We start from the raw sequence: 23,147 nt of genomic DNA, 5'->3' as shown, positions 1-23,147 counted from the left end.
AATAATAAAAACCACTTTTAATAGCCAATCAACATAACCCCTTAATAAAGAACCAAGATCAATGATTTCATTTAATTTGCGCCAAAGCTGTCTTTGGATTCACCGTTATACCGGACTGGCCATGGCCGCCTTCTTGGTCGTCGCTGGTATCACTGGCACACTATTGGCATTTCATGAAGAGCTAGATGAGATATTTAATCATCAGCTGGCTCGTATCGAAGTGCAGCCTACGCCGCTGCTACCGATAGCAGCACTCCATGATAATGTTATCAGCGCCTATCCAGACTATCAATTTTCTAGCATGCCAACCTCACTATCGTCCAATAAGTCAGCGGTGTTTTCGGTAGATAGAACGCGAGGCAAAGCGGCTAATAACCTTGCTCAAGCGCCGTTTCAGGAAGTTTATGTCAATCCTTACAATGGCAATATCATTGGTACGCGCGATAAAGATGAGTGGGCATGGCGCAATACCATGTGGAAGGTGTTTTGGTTGCATCGTGACTTATTGCTTGGTGATATTGGTAAGTTAACATTAGGGATTGTGGCGTTGGTTTGGACGATTAACTGCTTTATTGGCTTTTATCTTACTTTTCCAAGAGCAGTCAAGTCGAACAAAGCCGCAATAGAGTCACTTAAGACATCATCTGACAAAAAACGGGCTTCCTTTTTTAAGCGCTGGCTTCCTGCTTGGAAAATCAGACGCAAAACCAATACCTTTAAGCTTAACTATGACTTACATCATGCGTTTGGTTTGTGGCTTTGGCTCATGCTATTTGTCATTGCTTGGTCAAGTGTCGGTTTTAATTTAAAGTCAGTTTATCAGCCTGTGATGCAAGCAGTGGTAGGACTTGAAGAGAGGGACGGAAGAGCACGTCAAGCAAGGGCGCCCGTACCAACAGGCAAGCCGCCCAACAATGAGACGGTTGCTATTACGAATGTGGTTAACAAAGCCAATAGTATTGCTTATCTTAGTGCACAGGCTGAACTCGCTGCTCAACATAATGGTGTTAGCGTACAAAAACTACTGGGCATACGCTGGGTGGCAGAAGACAGACAGTGGCAATTGCGTTTTAAAACAGATAAAGACATCGGTACACACAGCGGTGCCTCATCGATTACGGTTAATGCCGCAACAGGCAGCGTCGAGCGTGTTCATTTTGGGGATCAAAGCACATTTGGGACCAAGACAGACCAATGGTTGTCAACGCTGCACATGGGGCACATTGGTCAAGGCTGGAGTCATCGACTGTATCAAATATTTTTAGCGATGATAGGCTTGGCCGTGACAGTGTTGTCAGGTACAGGCGTGTATCTGTGGTACAAATCTCGACAACAACGGTTAAAAGCGTCGCAAAAGGTGAGGTAAGCAATGCCTTGTTAAGTACTGCCTTGTTAAATAATGAATGATGTGAAATAGGACTGGTTCAGATAGCCAGTCTTTAAACCGTATCGACAATCACCGGACGACCTTGATGGCTCAGAACGGTAACATCGACATTGTATAGCTCTTTCATGGTTTCTTTTGTTAGGACGTCGGCAGGTTTGCCAACCGCCATTACTTGACCTGATTTCATGGTAACGACCGTATCCGCAAATTGCGCCGCTTGATTGATATCATGCAGGACAATCACCACGGTTTTTTGTTGGCTGTGGCTCAGCTCACGTAACTCACGCATCAGGCGGCCAGCATGATACATATCCAAATTATTTAGCGGCTCATCAAGCAACAAATACGGCGTGTCTTGGCAGACAATCATCGCAATCAATACGCGCTGACGTTGACCACCTGACAATGTCGATAAAAAACGCTCGGCTAAAGGCTCAAGCTCAAAGCGTTCGATAATTTCTTGTACTTTTTGCTGATCGTTCGTGGTCGGTTGTCCTTGATGATAAGGGTAGCGTCCGAACATCAGTAACTCATGTACGCGCAGTCGCCCTTGTACTTGATTGTCTTGCCCAAGCATGGCGACGGTTTTAGACAAGGTTCTCGCATGACAGCTGGCAATATCATGCTCCCCAAAACACACTTGTCCCGACTGTAGCGGTTGCAGGCGTGCCATGACGGAAAATAACGTGGATTTGCCAGCACCATTGGGCCCGATTAACGCAATGATTTGGGCGCTTGGTAAAGACACCGTAACGTCATGTAAGATTTGCTGTTTGCCAATGTGATGCGAGATATTGTCTATTTTAATCATAGTATTTTTGCTTGTAGAGAGTTTTGAATTTTCTATTGTTAGGGTTAGGGCGTGTTTAACATGCCCTAATAATTGAGCATTAACGGGGTTGAGTCATAAAAATTAATAACAAAAACACTATCCCACCTGCCAACTCAATGACAACCGATAGTACGCCTGCCATGCCCAAAACCTGCTCAAACACAGTCTGGCCGAGCACCAAACAAATCATTGCGACCAAGCTGACCAATATAAGGCGCTCGCTATGATACATGTTTCGAGCGAGGCGATTGGTTAGCGCGCAAACCAATAAACCAAAAAAAGTCACTGGCCCGACCAAAGCCGTAGCAGTTGCGACCAATACCGCGATGACGGTGAGCAGCCCAAATGCTAAGCGTTGATAGTTAATGCCGAGATTGGTGGCTTGTGCTTTTCCTAACATCAAGACATCGCACTGATAGCGCCAGCGCCAAACAAACAGTCCACTGATAATGCAAATGAATAAGCTGATGCCAAGTAGTTGTGGATTCACCGTATTGAACTGTGCGTAGCTGGCAGATTGTATGACCACAAAATCATCAGGATTAATCAATCTGGCAATCAAGGCTGACAAGCTACGAAACAATACGCCAAAAATAACACCGACCAATATCAACCGTGTCAAATCTTGGCTGTTTTTTGAAAACAATAGTTGGAATAACAATAAGGACGCACCGAACATTAAAACAATTTCAAGCGTAAATTTGGTAATGGGATTAATACTGGTAAAGCTGATCGCGCCCAAAAAGAAGACCAGTAAGCTTTGTAGCAAGACATATAATGAGTCAAAGCCCAATAAAGAAGGCGTCAAAATCGGGTTGTGCGTTAGGGTCTGAAACAGCAAGGTTGATACGCCAATGGCATATCCGACCACCATCAATGCCAGCAGTTTTTTGCCACGTAGCGGCAATGCAAAATCCCAATGCCCATTGACGTTGAGCGTTAAAAACAGCGTCATCGAAACAACCAAAATAATGGTCGCTACTGACTTTGGATGGCTTACGATGAATGCCCAAAGTTGCGCAAGGCGCTTTTGCCAAGCGCTAATAGCGTTGTTAGCATTTTCTGTGGTGCTCTCTTCTGTAGAGCTAGGCGTAGACGACGAAAACATAGAAAAATCCTATAGTGCCAAGCTTATCCATTCAGACAAAAGGACGGTTAAATTAACAAAAGAAGCAACAAGCGCCAGAGAAAACATGGTCTAGCGGTAATGTGGTCTCACACGATACGATGAATCTATGACCATCCATACGCGACTCATAAACGATTGGCTGTCTTATATATTAATATTATGTCTTATTGATCTGACGGAGCACGTAGTAATAGCCATAAAAACAGTACGGTGCCGACCACACCAAAAACAGTGGCTACAGGCACTTCAAATGGATAGCGAATAGAGCGGCCAATAATATCGCATAATAGCACCGCTGAAGCACCTAATAGCGCAACCGCTGGCAAGCTACGGCGTAACTTATCGCCCATCAATCGGCTAACGATATTTGGCACGACCAAACCAATAAATGGAATCATGCCAACCGTCACGACCACCACGGCGCTCATCATCGCCACCATACCAACGCCAAGCCATGTCACCTGTCGTTTGCTAATCCCCAAATTTAACGCAATATTATCGCCCAGACCGACAATGGTCAGCTTGTCTGCAATGATATAAGCAAGAACGCACAGTCCACCTGTCAGCCACAAAAGCTCATAACGGCCTGCCAATACCCCAGAAAAATCACCAAACTGCCAGACGCTGAGCATCTGTAATGTCTCAGTTTGATAAGCGATAAAGGTCGTCACTGCCTCAATAATTCCGCCAAAGACAATACCAATCAGTGGAACCATCAAAAAATCAGTAGGCGGAATTCGGTGAATGAGCAGCATAAATAACATCATGCCAAACATGGCAGTGAGAGTGGCTACGCCCATTTTTATAATGAGTGCGCTGGCTGGAAATAGCAGACTGACTACCAGCAACCCGAGTGCAGCGCTTTGGGTCGCACCAACCATCGATGGCTCAACGAAGCGGTTTTTTAGTACCACTTGAATGATCATCCCAGCCACTGCCATAGCAATACCCGTCAAGATAATAGCAACGGTCCGCGGTATACGGCTGACCAGCAGCAGGGAGCTATCGGAATTGGCGCTATGATTAATCAAGCTCTGCAAAATACCTGACCACGAAAAATCTGCCACACCAATAGATAGGCTCAATAACACCAAAAGCCCCATAATAATGAGGCTACCGATGTTTATCAACCACGGTGGAATGGCTGCACGTCGATGTTTGGGATGCTGACCATTACTTGCCCTTTTTTGCCAACTGGACGAGACAGTTGACAAAGAAGAGCTGCTTTTAACGCTGGTACGGGCACGATGTGAAAATAACGACATAATGGCGACTGGCTTAAAAAGTGAAAAAATATAGCGGACGTTCAGAGCAGTTGCTTGAACAGTGACTATTTAGCGCCAGCAAAGGCAGTTTTAATAGTGGTCAAATCTTGTATCCACTGATAGTAGCCACCGAACGCAAGGTAAGAGTCTGGGCTAAGGTATACCACTTGATCTTTACTCCATGCAGTGGTTTGTGCAACCAATGGATTGTCCAGTACTGCTTTGGCACCTGCGCCATCTTCACCAATGGCGGCACTACGATCAATGATGAATAACCAGTCTGGATTGGTCTTTTGTAAATACTCAAAAGAAACTGGCTGACCATGACGCGCGTCTGCGATTTGATTGTCTGCCATTGGTATATCAAGTACAGTATGGATAAAACCGTAGCGCGATTTGTCACCATAAGCGGACATTTTATTGCCATTGACCATCACAACCAAGCCTTTACCTTTATCTTTGGTCAAAACTTTAGTCTCGTCAATGAGGCTATCAATGTCTCCTTGCAGTTTTGCCGCTTGATCACTTTTACCAAACAATGCGCCCAAATCATGCAAACGCTGTTTACTGGATTCATAGATTTTTGCCGTATCAATGGTCATGTCGAGCGTTGGAGCGATAATTGATAAGGCGTCATATTTTTCAGCCATACGTGAGCCAATTAAGATAGCTTGTGGCTGCATTGCATTCAATGCTTCTAGGTCTGGCTCAAATAAGGTGCCAACATCTTTTGGTTCAGGCTGAGTCTTTGAACGTAAATTGTCTAAAGGTAGCTCACCTGGCATACCATCGATAGCTATATCAAGTGCTGCCAAGTCTTGCATTAATGACATGTCGTAGACAACCAAGGGTGACGGATTGATTGCCAAATCGACATTACCTTTCACCGTATCGACTGCGATGATCTCAGCAGAAACGGCGTCATTGTTGGCAACATTGGCAGCAGTTTGATTTTCAGTCTGGGCGTCTGCTGGTTCAGAGTCGTTAGATTCAGGTGAACTACAGCCTGCCACACTGATGGCCACAAATGCTGTCATCATCGCAGTCAATAGCGGACGTTTAAAAAAAGGGGCAGACGCGTGACTAGAAGATAAAATAGTAGACATAAATAACTCGGTATATCAGATGGTTAGGTAAAGTATGAATAAATTGAAGTGCCAATATATAAAATATCAATATAAAAAAACGAGCTTGATAAAAAACAAAACGAGCTTGTATGGCGTGATTGTATACACCAGACAATGCTCGGTAGTATTGCTTCTTTAGACGTTATTAGTTTTTGTTACTTTGTGAGCGGTTTTCGTCGCTTGGTTCTTTGATGTTTATATTTTCAGCAAGATAGGATGATCAATCAATCGAAGGTTATCATAAATTAATTGAGAGTCATTATCAATACAAATGATAATGATTTTTATTAACGTCATTGATTTTACTGGTTGCTATCACCATTGATTGCTGAATTTTGATACAAGCGCCTGCATTGGCAAGATGGATTTTGTCTTATAAAATAGCCGTATTATAGGTAGTCATGCGTAACTGACTGAGCAAAAATATCATGATATGTATTGATAATAATTATCGTTTGCATTATTATCTACGCCATTCTACTTCAGTTAATTAATATTAGGGTATTATGAGTTCAACGGATTTGGAGGCGCCACCACTGAGACTGACATTTGCGGCTATTATTGTAGTTGTGGGTTTGCACATTCTGACGGCAATAGCATTAGTGGCAATCAAAACTCCTGAGCTAAAAATTGAAGCTAAAAAAGACGCGCCGCCTATTGAGATAGAACTTATATCGTTACCTACTGAAACGCCTCCACCTGAAGTAGAGGTAATAGAAGTCGCTCCTAAACAGGAGCCTGCGCCTCAAGTTGCAGAGCAACAGCCGCCTGTACCCAAAGCCAAATCAATAGTACAGCCAAAACCAGAAGTACCAGTAAAACCAGTGGTCAGAGAAAAGCCAGTGGTTAGAGAAGAAAAGACAACGCCTAAACCCGCACCGATAGTGCCAGTAAAAGAACAGAAAACTGTTGAAAGACCAAAAGAGACGCCAAAAGAGACTCTGGTTAAACCAAAAGTTGATACTTCTGTAGCCGATGAGCAACGTAAAATCATAGCGGCAAAAGCAGAGAGGGCTGCTCAAGCGGCGCAAGCCCAAGCCGCGCGTGATGCACAAGCTAAAGCCGCTCAAGAAGCCCAAGCTAATCGTGATGCCCAAGCTAATCGTGATTCCCAAGCTCAAGCAGCTCGCGTTGCAGCAGAGGCCAAGGCAGCAAGAGAAGCTGCAGAAGCAGCTGCTCGTGCCCAAGCCGCTGCCGAAAAGGCTGCTGCTGCAAGTAATACGCCAGTGAATTTTACAGCGAGCGCCGCTAATTGGGCATCTGCACCGAACTTCAGTTTCCCTGATCGTGCTGCACGTAGGGCCAATTCAGGCGATACATTTACGGTTGTATTGACATTAAGAGTCAATAAGCAGGGCGGTATTGATAGTGTAAATGTTGCCAAGTCTTCTGGTAATACAGCATTAGACAAAGAAGCACAGCGCCAAGTACGCTCTGGTAAATTCAAACCATTTACGAAAAACAATGTACCAGTCGTGGGTAACGTCACATTGCCTATCGCTTATAAAGTACCGTAGTAAAGTCACAATATATCAAGTAATATCGAAGCAATAGATAATCAAGTCATAGTAATGAAATAACAAACCAAGGAGTCTGACATGGACTTTATGCAATACTGGCAATATAGCGACATGGTGACAAAAAGCCTGTTCTTTATGCTCTTAGCCTTATCCATTATTTCATGGGTGACTGGCATCATTCGTGTGTTGCAAAGTCGCAAATTGGCTGGCAGTGTCGCAGACGATTTGAGTCAGAAAATTCAGACTAAACAGGCTGAGCTGATAGAGTCAGATGCGGCTACTCGGCGTTTAATCACCGAGCAGACCTTGCTCAAGCATATTGGTCGTTACCGTTTTGCCAGCGAGCGTGGATTGCCCATCCTCGGTACGACGGCCGCCATTGCACCATTCATTGGTCTGTTTGGCACGGTATGGGGCATTTTTCATGCGCTGCATAATATCGGTATGAGTGGACAGGCAGGGTTGGGGCAAGTTGCAGCCCCTGTCGGTGAGGCACTTATTATGACGGGTCTTGGTATCGCTGTTGCTATTCCAGCGGTCGTGTTTTATAACCTTGCCGTACGTATTAACCGCCGTGTGATGTACCAAGCCAATGACCGTGCGCACGATCTCTTGGCAAGCTCCGCTGAGCTGGCAGCTATTCCAAAGTCGTCAGTAGCCAGCAAATCTGCTCCTGCTCAGGTAGCCAAAGAACACACCGCAAATACAGAAGATTCTCAGCAAGCCAGTCACTATCGTAGCTCAACGTCACAGCTGTAGTGATGATAACTTAATAGGGTTGTCAGTTAAGGAAAAACAAAGTCAGCGGTAAACTCAAAGGGCTGGCTGTATTAAGAATAACCAAACGTATTGAGAGTAATTATGGCATTCCAATTGGGTGATGATGACGTTCACGGTATGAATGAGATGAACCTCATTCCGCTTATCGATGTCATGCTGGTATTGATGATTATATTTTTATTGACTGCGACCGTGCTAAACCCGACGGTGCCATTAGACTTGCCCAAAACCAGTGCAGCGGTGAATGAAACCCCACCAGAAGCCATTCAAATCAGCATTGACAAGGATGCAGGGATATTTTGGGACAGTGATCCGATTAGTATGGAAGAGCTTGAGACACGGCTACAAGAGCAAAGCGCCGCTGGTACTAATCCTTCTGTACAACTGCGCGCAGACAAAGACAGTAGATACGACACGGTCGCTCAGGTATTGGCGGCTACCAGTCAGGCTGGGCTGACTAAGGTCGCCTTTGTTAATGAGTAGCTTTTTCCAATAAGATAGTATGTACAGCTAAATGCTTTAACGGTTACACGTCCTAATAAGCTTATTAAAAAAACCAGTAAACTTATCAATAGAAAAATTACCAAGATAATAATAAGAAAAATCAGAACGATGAAACTCTCCTTCCACCTCGCTTGGGCAACCTTGCGAGGTTTCTTTTATTGTAAGCAGCTCTAATGCAGAGAGGTGTTTATTCGCACCCATATATTCTTATTTAGCGTCTACCAGCCATAGCCAAATGGACGATAGCCGTAACCAAAGTGCCCAATTCCGTAGCCAAAGGGGTATGGTGAACGTAGATAATCAAGATCACGCTGGCGGATATAATAGTAGCGCCCTTGCGCGTAAGCTTCTTCTAGCTTTTCAATACCTTCGAGCGGACAAACGGGCTGCCAATCATAGCCTTCGCGGCCAAGCTTATAGGCATTCAACTCGGTACAGTAAGTCTTCAGACCCTGCTGACGTCCTTGTTCCCACTGTATGCGATTGGGCATAGCACCACCGACACTTGCGCAGCTATTGGCATAGTGCCCAAAGTACGCACCTGAACGCCCACGTAAGCCGTCCGCAAGGCCAACTTCTTGCCAGTTGCTGGTTTGACACTGCTGCGGGGTTAGGCTTTGGGTCGTTGCACAGCCTGATAAAGCCAGTACTGCTGCGCCCATCAGCGATATAGTAATGCCAGATTTACCTACCATATTCTTGGTCAATTTGCTAGCCAAGTCAGCAGTCGATGAGTTTAGTCTAATAATATAATTCATAATAAACCTGCGCGCGTTTAAAATTATGGTTTATCATAGCACTTTTTGCTGTCGACAACTTTTTATATGTTGTGGTTAGGCTTGTTCTTAGTTGAGTCAAGTATTTGATCTACCAGCGTAAATGGCAGTATTAGTCCAAAACTAGTGGCTGAGTTTTCAACGATGGTCAATTTATCCTGCTTGATTTTTAATCGTTCGTGCTCATTATAAGCTTCTATATAGCATCTACTTGTTAGGACACGGCCTAGATAGTCACGGTTGGTTTTTTTAGCATTATTTTATTTCGATCAAAGGGCCAAAGCATTATGGGAATATTGATTGGCGTTATCATTGTACTATTCGTATTAGGGAGTATGATGGCGCTCAAGCCTAACGGCATCGACCAGCGTTTGGATAAACTGCGTATGACCGCGCGCCGTTTGCAATTGAATCCAAAGCTCGTTAGCTGTCCTGATTGGATAAAGGGCAAGGATAATGAGTATGGTCGCGGGATGATGGGTCAATATTGTTTGGTGTTAGAAAATACACAGCTGCCGCACACACGTTATCAAGTGATTGATGGACAGTGGCGACCAGATAGCAGCTTTGTAGATCCCACCAAAGACGATGTCAAGCTCAATATTCCAAGTGCCATTCGTTCTACTCACAGTCATACCAATACGGCTGTAAAAAAGACTAATTTCATTTTGGACAAAGCGCCACTAGATTTGCCAGTCAGTATTGAGCCGTTTGTTAAAGGTTTATTGACCAAGGCCAATACGATTGTCATTTATTGGGAAGATATCGCTTATGTGCGACCATCGACCAACCCCATTTATCAGCAAAAAGCGATCGAGTCAGACCTACTGGTGCTGAAACAAAACCTAGAAAAATGGGCCCTACAAATGCAGAAAAATACCGTAAGGTAGTAAATGGTTTTTTAGTCTCCATAAGTAGACAATATGCAAGCACTTTTGGCAGACGCTCATTCATTTACAGTTGACAGTTTAATACTTAGCAGTGTAACGTCATTATAACTATATCTTTATTTTATGGTTATTGTTTGTTTTATAACCATTTTTATAAGCAGCTATTATTACAATAATTTGCTGAGCAATTATAAACTGCCATGCTGCTGAATGTATCCTTACTTTTAATTTAATCATATTCTTTTAATTTACTTATACAATGGTGTCGTCAAATATGGCAAAAACCACAACTAAAAAAAGTTCAGCAGCTACTGCTGACAGTCCAAAGGGCAAGTCTCTGGTGATTGTAGAATCACCAGCCAAGGCAAAAACGATTAATAAATACCTTGGTGATGCCTTTATCGTCCGCTCAAGTATCGGCCATGTCCGTGATTTGCCAGTCAGTGCCAGCAAAAGCACCAAAAAAACCGCCGTTGCCAAAAAAGATGACACTCTGAGCAAAGAAGAAAAAGCCCAACAAGCATTGGTACGTCGTATGGGCGTAGATCCAGAGCATGATTGGGCAGCAGTTTATGAAGTGTTGCCCAACAAGACCAAAGTCATCAAAGAGCTTAAAGCGTTGGCCAAAGACGCGGACCAAATCTATCTCGCAACGGATATGGATAGAGAAGGGGAAGCGATTGCGTGGCATCTAAAAGAAGTCATCGGTGGCCCTGATAGTAAATATCAGCGCGTGGTCTTTAATGAGATTACCAAATCCGCCATTCAAAATGCCTTTAAACAACCCTCAAAGCTTGATATCGACCGCGTCAATGCCCAGCAAGCGAGGCGCTTTTTGGACCGAGTGGTTGGCTTTATGGTATCGCCCTTACTGTGGCAAAAAATCGCTCGCGGTCTATCGGCAGGCCGCGTACAGTCGGTTGCCATGCGTTTGGTGGTTGAGCGTGAGCATGAGATTCGCGCCTTTATTCCAGAAGAGTATTGGCAGATTCATGCAGATACTCATATCACCAATAGCAAAAAAGACGCTGAGCAAATCGGTATCCGTTTAGAGGCGACCAAGCAAGGCGGCAAAACGCTGAAGCTGGTAAACAAAGAGCAGACGGATAAAGTATTAGACATCCTCAAAGCAAGTGACTTTATTGTTAAAGAACGAGAAGAAAAACCCACACAATCTCGTCCAAGTGCGCCGTTTATCACCTCGACTTTACAGCAAGCGGCCAGTACCAGATTGGGTTTCTCTGTTAAGAAAACCATGATTTTGGCACAGCGTTTATATGAAGCTGGTCACATCACTTATATGCGTACCGATTCGACCTTTTTGTCAGGCGATGCGCTCGCTGCCGTGCGTGGTCATATCGAAGACAGCTATGGCACAAAATACGTGCCAGAAAACCCCAATTTTTATGGCAATAAGCAAGGCGCACAAGAGGCGCATGAAGCGATTCGCCCCTCCAACGTCAACATGAAATCAACGCAGCTTAAAGGCGTTGAGCGTGATGCCATACGTCTTTACGAGCTGATTTGGCGTCAGTTCGTGGCCTGTCAGATGCTACCTGCAAAGTACCTGTCAGTGAATTTGTTCGTTGGCGCAAATGACGTTGAGCTAAAAGCTCGCGGCCGTACCATGGTATTTGATGGCTATACCAGAGTGATGCCACCTGCTAAGACGGACGATACCTTATTACCTGATGTCAAAAAGGGTGATCAATTAACGCTAGATAATCTCGATCCGAGCCAACACTTTACCAAGCCACCACCGCGTTATACTGAGGCCAGCTTGGTAAAAGAGCTTGAGAAAAAAGGCATCGGTCGTCCATCGACTTATGCCTCCATCATCTCGACCATTCAAGATCGCGGTTATGTAAAGCTGGAAAACAAACGGTTATTTGCCGAAAAAATGGGTGACATCGTTACTGACAGATTGACGGCCAGCTTTCCAGACTTAATGGATTATACCTTTACGGCGGCATTAGAAGACAAGCTCGATCACGTGGCAGAAGGCGAGCAAAACTGGAAAGACGTGCTTGATAACTTTTATGGCGAATTCAAAACAACGCTAGACCGCGCCAAAGAAAAAGACGGCATGCGTCCAAATGATCCGACCGACGTACCAGATGTGCATTGTGATCTTTGTGATCGTCCGATGCAGCTGCGTACAGGGTCAACAGGGGTGTTCTTAGGCTGTACTGGCTATAACTTACCGCCAAAAGAGCGTTGTAAAGGCACCAAGAACCTAATGCCAGTCGAAGCTTTTGCCAATCTCGATGATCCGGAAGGCGATGACGAAGCGGCAGAAGTCAAAGACTTGATGGAGAAAAAGCGCTGCCCGAAATGCGGTACAGCGATGAATGGTTATATCGTCGATGGCGGTCTCAAACTGCACATCTGCGGTAACAATCCTGATTGCGATGGTTATATTTTAGAAGAAGGGAAGTTTGAAGTACCAGGCTCAGACGCCCCAACCATTGACTGTAATAAATGTGATGGTCAAATGGAGTTAAAGACTGGACGTTTTGGCCCTTACTTTGCTTGTCAGAAATGTGACAACACTCGTAAAGTACTAAAAACAGGCGAAGCAGCACCGCCACGTATGGATCCTATCCATCTACCAGAGCTAAAATCAACCAAGCATGACGATTATTTCATTTTACGTGAAGGCGCAGCGGGTATGTTTTTAGCGGCGTCTAAGTTCCCAAAAGTACGTGAGACGCGTCCACCAAAGCTTGCTGAGCTAAGAGAAATCAAAGACAAAATGGAAGATAAATTCCAGTATTTATTTGCAGGGCCAGATGAAGATCCTGACGGTAATCCAACAATTTTGCGCTGGTCGCGTAAGAAAAAGGAACAATATATCGGCTCTGAAAAAAATGGAAAAGCCACACGTTGGGGAGTGTACTGGCGTAAAGGCGAGTGGGTAGAAGAATAACGGTTTTTCTATCGACAATAAAAAACCCTCTTAACCATATCATTTGGCTAGGAGGGTTTTTTTATGCAATTAAGCGTTCATCTTGAAACTTATTAGACTTTTTCGATGATACCACACGCGACGCGATCACCTGCGTTGCCAGCGGGTTGACTCTTATAGTCGTCAACACCGTTATGTACGATAAAGGCTAAGCGATTGACGCTGTATTTGCCTGTCTCAGCGACAGAGATTTTCTTATTCACATAGTTGATGGTAGCGACACCGTCTTCGTTGGCTGTCAAATTAGGCAAGTCGCCCGCATGACCATTCATGTCATCTGGATTAGAATGAGGCTTGTTGTCTGGATTAAAGTGGCCACCTGCCGCTTTACCCATATCGCCACAACTGCCAGTCTCATGAATATGGAGTGATACGGTCTTACCTGGCTGTAAATTCATAAGCTTGCCGTAAACCTGTACACCGCCATCAACTGGACGTAGAAAGACTTGTCCAACTTCACTTTTATTATCAGTGACGGTATTGATAGTAGATTTTAAAACAGGTTGATTCAAAGGGTTGCCTGTTTGCATTTGGCTCTCTACTGTTTGACAACCAGTCATTGCTAAAGCTGAACCACATAATAGGGCACTTGCTAACATCGTCTTATTCATTGTTATCTCCATTTATGTTCCATCATTATGATGAATATACTTATCTATAATTTTATTTAAAATATGCAAACATTGCTCAATGTCGCAATTAGTTCAGTATAGCGAAGGATAGAACATAGCTATTCATCAAAAGCGCAACAATCGGTTAATAAATGTAAGTATCGTATGGGTTTGAAAATTACTTACAATGTTTTCTTTGCCTCATTTTTCCAAATTAACCTTTCGCCAGAATCTAATTTTTGGGTGAATAAGTAACTGGGTTTTGTTTCATTAACAGAATCAGCTATTGGATTATTATCAGGATGAGTCAAAGTTAGTTGGCTAGTGCTGTTATGCATAATGCGATCAAGGTAGTTTTCAATACCATTCACTAACTCACCACATCCCATTAATGTTGATGGCGATGCACCGATCAGCAATGTATGATTAGTGGATAGAGCATAAGACCCACCAACGCCATTACATCCAGTTAAAAAGCCAACACCTTGGTTATGAGCATCGAGCCGAAAGCTTGCGGTGATAGGCACATTGGGATTATTAAGCTTAGGACTCAACGTATTAGTATCATCAGTTGCGCGTATAAGATGCCAGTCATAGCGTTCTAATAGCTCATTGGTGATAGATAATCCTGAGGTCTGCTTAATAGGTTTTGCTCTACCAGAAAAAATAAATACTTTACCTTTATCTGTAGTCAACCTCATCTGTTTCGATGCTTTTTTAGAGAAAAGCGGATTGTTTGGCAATATAGGGTCAAATCTAAAGTAAGAATTTGAATAGGGCGCAAATACGACATCTAAAGCTTGCTGAACCTCGCCTTTATTTGAGTTGCTTGTACCTGAGCTGTTCGTCGCTATATCACAATTATCAGGCATATCTGACATATCAGGTAGCGAGTAAGGATAAGGTAAGGGTCGCCAAGCGTTAAAATTACCTTGATAGCGGTGACAGCCTTCTTGGAATAGCAAAGCATCGGGACGCACATTCATGACCAATGGTGGCTTATGATTAAAAGGGTTGATTTTTCCATCATTATTACTGAGGTGGGTCAATTGCCATTCATATTTGGTGAGCGTTTGAAGTAGCCTAGGTATTGGCGTATCAGCTGACCAGTTTTTATCGTCGATGACAGTACTGGTTTGCGCTAGATGATTGAGGCTATTGGTTTGGCAACCTAATAAAGCGACTGGTAGTAATGCGCTTATTATCACTAGAGGAATCCGTAGACTATTTAACATCATGTATTTCTAATTAATAAACATTTGTCTGAAATATATCATAGTATTTTATAGACATTGTTTTTTATTTTTGTCAAAAAAAAGCCGCCCATCATAGTGATGAACGGCTGCTACTTCTTAAGATTTAACTAATGATTAGTCTATTAATTACGCAGCGCTTTGCCTGAGGTTTTATCAACTGTTACTTTAGCAGGTTTAAGCGGTGTTGGCATAGTGACCAAGGCCACTTTTAGAATCTCGTCAATCGTCGCCACTGGCTGAATGATTAGACCTGCTTTGACATTGTCAGGGATATCAGCCAAGTCACGTTCATTGGTCGCTGGAATCAAGACGTGCTTGATACCACCGCGATGCGCCGCGAGTAGCTTCTCTTTGAGACCGCCGATACGTAGGATTTTACCACGTAGGGTAATCTCACCTGTCATGGCAATATCTGAACGAATCGCGATACCAGTCAAAGCCGAGACCAGCGCTGTGGTGAGCGCCCCACCAGCAGAAGGGCCGTCCTTCGGTGTTGCGCCTTCTGGCATGTGCACATGGACATCAGTGGTTTTGAAGGTCTCGTAATCGATACCTAAGCTGTCGCCGCGAGCACGTACCACGCTCATGGCAGCGCGAATAGATTCTTTCATCACATCACCGAGCGAGCCCGTAAAGCTAAGCTCGCCTTTGCCTTTCATGGCGACGGCTTCGATAGTGAGTAGCTCACCACCGACCTGTGTCCACGCAAGACCAGTGATACGACCAATTTCAGGCGCTTCTTCAGCTAGACCATAGTCATACTGATGCACGCCTAGATAGTCATCAATGTTTTTGTCATCGACCACGATCAGCTGACGTTCTGCTTTTTTCGGGGCCCGCGCGCCATGATTTTCAACTGAACCACGAACCACTTTGCGGCAAATTTTATTGACTTCACGCTCAAGGTTACGCACGCCCGCTTCACGAGTGTAGCTGCGCACAATGCTGTGCAATGCCGCTTCAACAATCTCAATTTCACCTTCTTTGAGACCATTATTTTTAATCGCTTTTGGCACCAGATATTTCTGCGCGATATTGACTTTTTCTTCTTCGGTATAACCCGGTAGACGAATCACTTCCATACGGTCAAGCAACGCTGGTGGAATATCCATGCTATTGGCGGTACAGATAAACATCACTTGCGACAGATCTAAGTCCATATCTAAGTAATGGTCATTAAAGGTGTCGTTCTGCGACGGATCTAATACTTCAAGCAATGCTGAGGCTGGATCACCGCGGAAGTCTTGCGCCATCTTATCGATTTCATCCAATAAGAACAGCGGGTTTTTGACTTCTACTTTCGCCAGTGACTGGACGATTTTGCCCGGCATCGCACCGATATAGGTACGGCGATGACCACGAATTTCCGCTTCATCACGCACGCCGCCAAGTGCCATACGCACAAACTTACGACCCGTTGCACGCGCGATGGACTCACCCAATGAGGTTTTACCAACACCCGGAGGGCCAACGAGACAAAGAATAGGGCCACGCAGTTTTTTCACGCGTGATTGAACGGCGAGATATTCCAAGATGCGGTCTTTGACATCTTGCAAGCCATAATGATCTTCATCTAAGACGGTTTTAGCTTTGTCTAAATTGATTGAAACCTTGGTGGTTGCATTCCACGGTGTATCCAAAATCCATTCAATATAGTTACGTACGACAGATGATTCGCTCGATGCAGGCGGCATCATTTTGAGCTTTTTCATCTCTTGTTCTGCCTTTTTGCGGACATCCTCTGGCAAATCCGCATCTTCTAAACGCTGCTCAAGCTCCGCCACATCATCTTCACCATCGAACGCGCCGTCATTCATATCGGACAGCTCGTTTTTGATGGCTTTCATTTTCTCGTTCAAGAAGTATTCGCGTTGATTGTCTTCCATTTGCTGACGAACCGCTTCTTGGATGTCTTGTTCGATATTTTGTTCCGCGCTTTGCTTGACCAGATATTCTGTCAAGGTATTGATATGCGTTTTAATATCGTTTTTTTCTAAGAAAGACTGTTTTACTTCAAGGTCCATCGACACACGCGTTGAGATGAAGTAGACCAACTCAAGCAAATCATCAATACGTTTTGCCACGCGAGTTAGCTCACGCGCATTACGCAGACGCGCATCCGCATAGCTTTCAAACAGGCTGGTCAACGCTTGGATGGTGTTTTTCTGTTGGCTCTCATCCATACTGATATCGAGGTCGGCACGCTCAAAGCTTGCCATCAATAGCTCGTCATGATTTTCAATATTATCGACGCGCGCCCGATATTGACCTTCGATCAATACTTTGATGCAGTTCTCATCGCTATCATGCGGCATGGTGCTGACGATGCGGCAGACCGTACCGTACTGGTATAGATTGTCTTGATCGATATCTTCGGTTAAAGAGTCTTTTTGAGCCAAAACCAGTACTTTGTTGCCGTACTCTGCTTGTGCCAGCTCAACGGCTTTTACCGATGGCGCACGACCGACAAACAAAGCAATTTGCATGTGTGGGTAGACGACGACGTCGCGCAGTGCCAACAAGGGCAAATAGTCTTCAACGGTATTGTCTTCGGTAGCATCGTCTTTGGCTGTACTGTCGTCACTATCAATCTCACTATCAGTCTCATTAACATCGGCAGACACCGCATCTAACGTGTTATCAGATGAAGTGTTTGGTTCGTTGTCTTCTGCGACAGTCGTTGAAACGTCGACATCGATGTCGATATTGTCTGGGGCAATTTTATGTTCACTCATATATTTTTCCTCGTTCACCAGACTTGTAAAGTCAAGTTCGTGGTTCATGTTTAGATAAATGGTGCTCACAGATAAAATTGCAAGGCTCATTGGTCAAGTCGCATACTTATCTTTGCTAAAAAACGCTCTCTATCTTAATACAGCTTCGGATACTGCCATAGTTGATCCTAAATAAAAAAGGAACAACCCTTATAACGTACTGCTAGGATAATATTTTCTTGCTTGCTGTGCCTTCGCAGACAGAGGCTGCGAAAATTTATCCTAGCAGTACCGCATTCATTTTATATGGCAGTGACTATTGGTACCTATTGGTTCCTATACATAGGTTTTATGGGCAAAATAAGGTAAACTGGCGCGCGTCTAAAACGGGCCTATTTAAAATACTGCTTAAAGTAACGCGTTTTAGAGGCTCAGATATTTTTAGATCAAAATCAATCAGACAGACAATTTAGACAGGACAAGGGGCAACACATGGCAATCAATGCGGTACTGCTGGCAGTTATTATCATGCTGGGGCTATCACTTTCGCGCGTGCACGTGGTGCTCAGTTTACTCATTGGGGCGCTGGCAGGCGGTTTGCTGGCGGGTCTTGGTATCACCGATACTTTGGAGGCTTTTCAAGAAGGCATCCGTAATGGCGCACAAATCGCACTGTCGTACGCATTACTAGGTGCTTTTGCCGTCGCGATTGCGCACTCTGGCTTGCCGCAATCGTTGGCAGGCGCGGTGATTAAGCGTATTGACGCGGGTGGTACCAGCGGTATGATTAAGTATATGCTATTTGCAGGCTTGATTACGATGAGCTGCTTTAGTCAAAACTTAATACCCATTCATATTGCCTTTATCCCACTGCTAGTGCCGCCACTGCTGCTGGCTTTTAATCGTATGCAAATTGACAGACGTCTGATTGCTTGTCTACTGACCTTTGGTCTGGTCACGACCTATATGTTTATCCCATATGGCTTTGGCGATATCTACCTCAATCAAATCATGCTCAAAAACGTGGGTGAAGCGGGCATTGATATCACTGATATTTCTGTGGTTAAAGCGATGGCAATTCCTGCATTAGGGATGCTGATTGGTCTGCTGATCGCGGTATTTATCAGTTATCGTAAGCCGCGTCACTATCAGCAAGTGGCGATAGACAAAGAAGCTCATGATGCCGCGGTAGAGGGTGATGCTCTGAGCAAAACTGCTGCCAGTGCACAGTCGCAAAGTAAGTTAAAGACGCTGGTCGCATTGGCTGCTATCGTTACGGCTTTTGTGGTGCAGCTTTATACCGATTCGCTGCTCTTAGGTTCGATGTTTGGCTTTGGGGTCTTTATGGCGACAGGCGTGGTCAAATGGCGCGATGCGGATGGTGTCTTTAATGACGGTATCAAGCTCATGGCGATGATTGGATTTATTATGATTACGGCACAGGGTTTTGCTGAAGTCATGAAAGCGACTGAGCAGATTCAGCCATTGGTCGACGGCGCGGCGTCATTATTCGCTGGCAATAAAGCAATCGCGGCATTTATTATGCTCGCCATTGGTCTCATTGTGACCATGGGTATCGGCTCGTCATTCTCTACCATTCCTATTTTGGCAGCGATTTACGTACCGCTCTGTATCTCGTTAGGCTTTTCGCCATTGGCTACCGTTGCCATCATCGGTACGGCTGGCGCGCTGGGCGATGCAGGGTCGCCAGCGTCAGATTCGACATTGGGGCCAACTTCGGGTCTCAACATCGATGGACAGCATGACCATATCAAAGACAGCGTGGTACCGACCTTTATTCACTATAATATTCCGTTATTAATCTTTGGTTGGATTGCAGCGATGATGCTTTAATCAGAAGCACCTCAATAAAAGTGACTATAATTCATGATATAAAACTTTGAATTGATATGAAAAGGCGAGTACAGATAGCAATCGGCGCTCGCGTTCTTAAGAATTTTGCATGGCTCAATTTGTACGACCATAGACATTACTCATCAAAACCCTCAATCTCACTGTTTAAACCATGCAAAAACGCATCACTTTGCGCCAGCAGCTCGTTTAAACGTTCCTCATTGATTAGCCTTGTCACCTCTTCAGCGCTGAAGGGCTGCTCTTGACTGTAGTAAAGCATTTCTCTAGCGTCATCACTGCCTAATGTTTGTAGATACTCGTCCACATTGTCCGCGCTAGAGTCTTTTTTATCAGACGTTTTATTATCTTTCATCAAAACCACCTCAAACCATTTGGCGTAATTAAGCCATCTAATGGTACATCCCAAGGCTGACGTTGCAACGCGTCGACGACTTGAAAATCATAACACCAACCAATTTTTAACGGTTTTTTAACGCCTGACTGATGGCCTTTACCAAGCGTGGTGTCATAAAAACCGCCGCCCATGCCCATCCGATTGCCACTCAGATCTACCGCCACTAGCGGACAGATAATCACATCCAATTCGCGAGCCCACAGCAGGCGACGATGATGATTTTGCTTCATACCCAAGCGATGAATGCGTGTCGGTACATTTAATAATTTAGAACGATAGATCGGTACAAAACGCAATCGCTTGTCATTTTGACCCTGACTATCACGACCTAACGAACCCACAACAGGCAAATAAGGAAAATAGCCTAAGCGTTTACACCAATCTAACAGTGGCTGAGTAGGCAATTCACCAAAGCCATCATAATATAAGCCAATACGCGCATTCGTTGGCAACCGCTGTTGTAACTTAGCTAAATGTAAACTCGCTGCTTGTCCCAAATGCCGACGTGTGCTTTCACTTAACTGACGGCGCTGGCGCGTAAATTGTCGTCTGGGTGGATTGCTAATTTTAGAATCCTTTAATGCAGGATTATTGGGTTCAGGATACATAGAGAGACTATCCGATTGTGTAATGAGTGAATAATGGCTGATATTTTTAGACAGAAGGAACGTTTATTTGTGAATATTCAACACGCCTTAGTCATGCTATCATAACGCCACTTTATATCGTATTCTCCTTTATGTGCAGCAGATGTTGCATTTTTTACAGTCAAATAAAATCAAAGAGGGTAGTTATGTCGACACAGAATCAGGCAACTCGTACCGAAAAAGACACAATGGGCAACGTGGAAGTCCCGGCTAATGCTTATTGGGGCGCGCAAACTCAGCGTAGCCGCGAGAACTTCAAAATCGGTGGCGAGACATTGCCGCGTCCGATGATTGAAGCGATGGCATTGGTCAAAAAAGCCGCTGCAATTACCAATGCAAGCCTTGAGCGTATCGAAGGTGATAAGCGTGATTTGATCGTACAAGCTGCTGACGAAATCATCAACGGTGGTTTAACGGATCAGTTCCCATTAGTGGTATGGCAGACGGGCTCTGGCACACAGTCAAACATGAACATGAACGAAGTGCTTGCCAATCGTGCCAACGAAATCGCTAGTTCTGAGCGCGGCAGCTACACGCCAATTCATCCGAATGACCATGTAAACCACGCACAGTCTACCAATGACAGCTTCCCAACAGCGATTCGTGTGGCTGCAGCTCGTGAAATCAATGGTTTATTGATTCCAGCGGTAAAAGCACTACGCGATACGCTAGCTGCAAAAGCGAAAGAGTTTGATAGCATCGTAAAAATCGGTCGTACGCATTTGCAAGACGCCACCCCTTTGACGTTAGGTCAAGAGTTCAGCGGCTATGTGAGCCAACTTGACCATTCATTGACTCGTATCGAGAACGCGCTACAAGGTCTATATGAGTTGCCACTAGGCGGTACTGCCGTTGGTACTGGTCTAAATGCCCATCCTGATTATGCGGTAAAATCAGCTGAGCAGCTATCAACATTGACTGGCTTGCCATTTGTCACGTCGCCGAATAAATTTGAAGCACTAGCCGCTCGTGATGCTGAAGTGTTTGCTTCAGGCGCATTAAAAACACTAGCAGCTAGCTTAAACAAAATCGCTAACGACGTCCGTTGGTTGGCATCTGGTCCTCGTTGTGGTCTGGGCGAATTGACGATTCCAGAGAACGAGCCAGGCTCTTCTATCATGCCGGGCAAAGTGAACCCAACTCAGTCAGAAGCAATGACGATGGTTGTAGCGCAAGTCATGGGTAATGACGTGACGATCAGCATGGCTGGCGCGTCAGGTAACTTTGAGCTAAACGTTTATAAGCCAGTGATCGCCTTTAACTTGTTGCAATCTATCAAACTACTTGGAGATGCGTGCAATAGCTTTAACGAAAACTGTGCTGTCGGCATTGAGCCAGTAAAAGACAAAATCGATGACTTCTTGCACAACTCGTTGATGCTAGTTACGGCATTAAACCGTCATGTCGGTTATGAAAATGCAGCAAAAATCGCTAAAACGGCTTATAAAGAAAATAAAACCTTGAAGCAAGTTGCGGTTGAATTGGAGCTATTAACTGAAGCTCAATTCGATGAGTGGGTTATTCCTGCTGATATGGTAAATCCTAAGTAAGTTATTTAGGACTTTCTTAGAATAGAAAAAGACCTTGTTGTACAAGCTGACAAGGTCTTTTTGTAAGGGTTAAGTTCTTCAAAAGGAATAAATAATGGCAGACAGTAATGTAAAGGAAGGTATTAATAGAGTCATTACAGAATTGATGGATAGGGTGATGGATAGGGTTTTAAACAGAGACCCGTTTATTAAAGAAAATCACCATTCACAGAAACCATTATATGCTGCTCTAGTGCCAGATGAAATATTTAAGGGATCTCATTTTGAGAGGCGTTTTGTGACGCCTTTTGGTGGTGTATGGGAACGATTAGCTGAAGTGGTTGCTGTAGAACATCACGGGCGTTGTGAAACAGGTACTCATGTTATTGGTGAAATAGGAGCTGAAAGGTTACGTAGGATTCAACAGGTTCTGAACAGACTGGAACATAAGGGAAAAGATCGAAGTCTACCTAACTGGAAAGGTGAGTTGCAATACATTCTAGAAGGCGGTGGTAAGTTGATGCCAACATCAGTAGTTTGTGATGTTTTGATTAAGAGCACAAAAACATACAGGACTTATGCGTTCGAAGTCAAAGCACCTCTTCCTAATAGTGACCAGACTAAAGTAAGTAAAGAGAAAATTTTTAAATTGTTAGCTATGCAGCCTCCGAAAGTGGATTTTGCATTTTTTGCTCTTCCGTATAATCCTTATGGTAAGAAAGCTGATTACAATTGGGCATTTCCTAAAAGATGGTTTGATATGAACAACGATGAGTCCGTCTTAATCGGAGAAGAGTTTTGGGATTTGATAGGCGGCGAGGGAACATACGAACTTTTTATTGATGAAATTAATTCATTGGGTAAAAATTATAAAGAGCGAATTTATCGTGAGTTTTTAGGTATTGAACCACCTGGAAATTATAAAGAGGATATATTGCATTAA

Annotated in this window: 19 protein-coding genes; 9 read left to right on the top strand and 10 right to left on the bottom strand. The window is 44.3% G+C overall.

Annotated elements, in window-relative coordinates; all coding sequences use genetic code 11:
• The first annotated feature begins 61 nt into the window (after window positions 1-61).
• On the top strand, window positions 62-1,366 hold the full coding sequence (locus tag M917_RS01555; protein ID WP_021812988.1) for a PepSY-associated TM helix domain-containing protein: 1,305 nt from the start codon (window positions 62-64) through the stop codon (window positions 1,364-1,366).
• 73 nt (window positions 1,367-1,439) lie between these two features.
• Here M917_RS01555 and M917_RS01550 read toward each other — a convergent pair whose 3' ends face one another.
• The 4 genes from M917_RS01550 to M917_RS01535 form a co-directional block, all read right to left on the bottom strand.
• Window positions 1,440-2,198 (bottom strand): iron ABC transporter ATP-binding protein, encoded by a 759-nt coding sequence (locus tag M917_RS01550; RefSeq protein ID WP_021812987.1) that lies wholly within the window; start codon window positions 2,196-2,198, stop codon window positions 1,440-1,442.
• A 79-nt stretch (window positions 2,199-2,277) separates the two neighbouring features.
• Window positions 2,278-3,327 carry an iron chelate uptake ABC transporter family permease subunit gene (locus M917_RS01545; protein ID WP_021812986.1) on the bottom strand — a complete coding sequence of 350 codons (1,050 nt, stop codon included), beginning with the start codon at window positions 3,325-3,327 and terminating at the stop codon, window positions 2,278-2,280.
• A 185-nt stretch (window positions 3,328-3,512) separates the two neighbouring features.
• The gene (locus M917_RS01540; protein ID WP_021812985.1) at window positions 3,513-4,613 is read right to left on the bottom strand and encodes an ABC transporter permease; all 1,101 of its coding nucleotides are present in this window, start codon (window positions 4,611-4,613) and stop codon (window positions 3,513-3,515) included.
• 65 nt (window positions 4,614-4,678) lie between these two features.
• On the bottom strand, window positions 4,679-5,719 hold the full coding sequence (locus tag M917_RS01535) for a siderophore ABC transporter substrate-binding protein (protein WP_021812984.1): 1,041 nt from the start codon (window positions 5,717-5,719) through the stop codon (window positions 4,679-4,681).
• A 527-nt stretch (window positions 5,720-6,246) separates the two neighbouring features.
• Between M917_RS01535 and M917_RS01530 the strand changes: the two genes are divergently transcribed.
• The 3 genes from M917_RS01530 to M917_RS01520 all read left to right on the top strand — a co-directional run bounded on the left by M917_RS01530 (window position 6,247) and on the right by M917_RS01520 (window position 8,523).
• Window positions 6,247-7,257, top strand: coding sequence for an energy transducer TonB (locus M917_RS01530; protein WP_021812983.1), 1,011 nt, complete (start codon window positions 6,247-6,249; stop codon window positions 7,255-7,257).
• Between the two features lie 81 nt (window positions 7,258-7,338).
• Window positions 7,339-8,019, top strand: a complete 681-nt coding sequence (locus M917_RS01525) for a MotA/TolQ/ExbB proton channel family protein (protein ID WP_021812982.1) — start codon at window positions 7,339-7,341, stop codon at window positions 8,017-8,019.
• Between the two features lie 102 nt (window positions 8,020-8,121).
• The gene (locus M917_RS01520; protein WP_021812981.1) at window positions 8,122-8,523 is read left to right on the top strand and encodes an ExbD/TolR family protein; all 402 of its coding nucleotides are present in this window, start codon (window positions 8,122-8,124) and stop codon (window positions 8,521-8,523) included.
• 239 nt (window positions 8,524-8,762) lie between these two features.
• Here M917_RS01520 and M917_RS01515 read toward each other — a convergent pair whose 3' ends face one another.
• Entirely contained in the window at window positions 8,763-9,302 is a 540-nt protein-coding gene (locus M917_RS01515; protein ID WP_021812980.1) for a DUF2799 domain-containing protein, read from the bottom strand.
• Window positions 9,303-9,607: 305 nt separating this feature from the next.
• Here M917_RS01515 and M917_RS01510 point away from each other — a divergent pair, with 305 nt between their 5' ends.
• Together M917_RS01510 and topA are read left to right on the top strand one after the other, a co-directional pair.
• On the top strand, window positions 9,608-10,210 hold the full coding sequence (locus M917_RS01510) for a hypothetical protein (protein ID WP_040641595.1): 603 nt from the start codon (window positions 9,608-9,610) through the stop codon (window positions 10,208-10,210).
• A gap of 274 nt (window positions 10,211-10,484) precedes the next feature.
• A complete protein-coding gene (topA, locus tag M917_RS01505; RefSeq protein ID WP_021812978.1) occupies window positions 10,485-13,139 on the top strand; it encodes a type I DNA topoisomerase in 2,655 nt (884 codons plus the stop codon).
• Between the two features lie 92 nt (window positions 13,140-13,231).
• On the opposite strand, the gene M917_RS01500 is transcribed toward topA, so the two are convergent.
• The 3 genes from M917_RS01500 to lon form a co-directional block, all read right to left on the bottom strand.
• A complete protein-coding gene (locus tag M917_RS01500; protein WP_021812977.1) occupies window positions 13,232-13,789 on the bottom strand; it encodes a superoxide dismutase family protein in 558 nt (185 codons plus the stop codon).
• A gap of 182 nt (window positions 13,790-13,971) precedes the next feature.
• Complete coding sequence (locus M917_RS01495) at window positions 13,972-15,027, bottom strand: META domain-containing protein (protein ID WP_084606107.1); 1,056 nt, start codon at window positions 15,025-15,027, stop codon at window positions 13,972-13,974.
• Window positions 15,028-15,167: 140 nt separating this feature from the next.
• Window positions 15,168-17,780, bottom strand: a complete 2,613-nt coding sequence (gene lon, locus M917_RS01490; protein WP_021812975.1) for an endopeptidase La — start codon at window positions 17,778-17,780, stop codon at window positions 15,168-15,170.
• A gap of 471 nt (window positions 17,781-18,251) precedes the next feature.
• Between lon and M917_RS01485 the strand changes: the two genes are divergently transcribed.
• On the top strand, window positions 18,252-19,613 hold the full coding sequence (locus tag M917_RS01485) for a Na+/H+ antiporter family protein (RefSeq protein ID WP_021812974.1): 1,362 nt from the start codon (window positions 18,252-18,254) through the stop codon (window positions 19,611-19,613).
• Between the two features lie 136 nt (window positions 19,614-19,749).
• Here M917_RS01485 and M917_RS01480 read toward each other — a convergent pair whose 3' ends face one another.
• Both M917_RS01480 and M917_RS01475 read right to left on the bottom strand, forming a co-directional pair.
• Window positions 19,750-19,986 (bottom strand): hypothetical protein, encoded by a 237-nt coding sequence (locus M917_RS01480; protein ID WP_021812973.1) that lies wholly within the window; start codon window positions 19,984-19,986, stop codon window positions 19,750-19,752.
• Window positions 19,986-20,636, bottom strand: a complete 651-nt coding sequence (locus M917_RS01475) for a 5-formyltetrahydrofolate cyclo-ligase (RefSeq protein WP_021812972.1) — start codon at window positions 20,634-20,636, stop codon at window positions 19,986-19,988. The genes M917_RS01480 and M917_RS01475 overlap by 1 nt, the downstream gene beginning before the upstream one ends.
• A 185-nt stretch (window positions 20,637-20,821) precedes the next feature.
• Between M917_RS01475 and fumC the strand changes: the two genes are divergently transcribed.
• Together fumC and M917_RS01465 are read left to right on the top strand one after the other, a co-directional pair.
• Complete coding sequence (gene fumC / locus M917_RS01470; protein WP_021812971.1) at window positions 20,822-22,225, top strand: class II fumarate hydratase; 1,404 nt, start codon at window positions 20,822-20,824, stop codon at window positions 22,223-22,225.
• A gap of 94 nt (window positions 22,226-22,319) precedes the next feature.
• Window positions 22,320-23,147 carry a TdeIII family type II restriction endonuclease gene (locus tag M917_RS01465; RefSeq protein ID WP_021812970.1) on the top strand — a complete coding sequence of 276 codons (828 nt, stop codon included), beginning with the start codon at window positions 22,320-22,322 and terminating at the stop codon, window positions 23,145-23,147.

This window comes from Psychrobacter aquaticus CMS 56, assembly GCF_000471625.1.
Lineage (GTDB): Bacteria > Pseudomonadota > Gammaproteobacteria > Pseudomonadales > Moraxellaceae > Psychrobacter > Psychrobacter aquaticus.
This window is presented reverse-complemented; position numbering and strand designations above follow the sequence as displayed.

Excerpts from the sequence above, each read along its gene's own strand:
- M917_RS01555 (WP_021812988.1), top strand. The coding sequence starts at position 62 with ATGATTTCATTTAATTTGCGCCAAAGCTGTCTTTGGATTCACCGTTAT.
- M917_RS01550 (WP_021812987.1), bottom strand. The coding sequence starts at position 2,198 with ATGATTAAAATAGACAATATCTCGCATCACATTGGCAAACAGCAAATC.
- M917_RS01545 (WP_021812986.1), bottom strand. The coding sequence starts at position 3,327 with ATGTTTTCGTCGTCTACGCCTAGCTCTACAGAAGAGAGCACCACAGAA.
- M917_RS01540 (WP_021812985.1), bottom strand. The coding sequence starts at position 4,613 with ATGTCGTTATTTTCACATCGTGCCCGTACCAGCGTTAAAAGCAGCTCT.
- M917_RS01535 (WP_021812984.1), bottom strand. The coding sequence starts at position 5,719 with ATGTCTACTATTTTATCTTCTAGTCACGCGTCTGCCCCTTTTTTTAAA.
- M917_RS01530 (WP_021812983.1), top strand. The coding sequence starts at position 6,247 with ATGAGTTCAACGGATTTGGAGGCGCCACCACTGAGACTGACATTTGCG.
- M917_RS01525 (WP_021812982.1), top strand. The coding sequence starts at position 7,339 with ATGGACTTTATGCAATACTGGCAATATAGCGACATGGTGACAAAAAGC.
- M917_RS01520 (WP_021812981.1), top strand. The coding sequence starts at position 8,122 with ATGGCATTCCAATTGGGTGATGATGACGTTCACGGTATGAATGAGATG.
- M917_RS01515 (WP_021812980.1), bottom strand. The coding sequence starts at position 9,302 with ATGAATTATATTATTAGACTAAACTCATCGACTGCTGACTTGGCTAGC.
- M917_RS01510 (WP_040641595.1), top strand. The coding sequence starts at position 9,608 with ATGGGAATATTGATTGGCGTTATCATTGTACTATTCGTATTAGGGAGT.
- topA (WP_021812978.1), top strand. The coding sequence starts at position 10,485 with ATGGCAAAAACCACAACTAAAAAAAGTTCAGCAGCTACTGCTGACAGT.
- M917_RS01500 (WP_021812977.1), bottom strand. The coding sequence starts at position 13,789 with ATGAATAAGACGATGTTAGCAAGTGCCCTATTATGTGGTTCAGCTTTA.
- M917_RS01495 (WP_084606107.1), bottom strand. The coding sequence starts at position 15,027 with ATGATGTTAAATAGTCTACGGATTCCTCTAGTGATAATAAGCGCATTA.
- lon (WP_021812975.1), bottom strand. The coding sequence starts at position 17,780 with ATGAGTGAACATAAAATTGCCCCAGACAATATCGACATCGATGTCGAC.
- M917_RS01485 (WP_021812974.1), top strand. The coding sequence starts at position 18,252 with ATGGCAATCAATGCGGTACTGCTGGCAGTTATTATCATGCTGGGGCTA.
- M917_RS01480 (WP_021812973.1), bottom strand. The coding sequence starts at position 19,986 with ATGAAAGATAATAAAACGTCTGATAAAAAAGACTCTAGCGCGGACAAT.
- M917_RS01475 (WP_021812972.1), bottom strand. The coding sequence starts at position 20,636 with ATGTATCCTGAACCCAATAATCCTGCATTAAAGGATTCTAAAATTAGC.
- fumC (WP_021812971.1), top strand. The coding sequence starts at position 20,822 with ATGTCGACACAGAATCAGGCAACTCGTACCGAAAAAGACACAATGGGC.
- M917_RS01465 (WP_021812970.1), top strand. The coding sequence starts at position 22,320 with ATGGCAGACAGTAATGTAAAGGAAGGTATTAATAGAGTCATTACAGAA.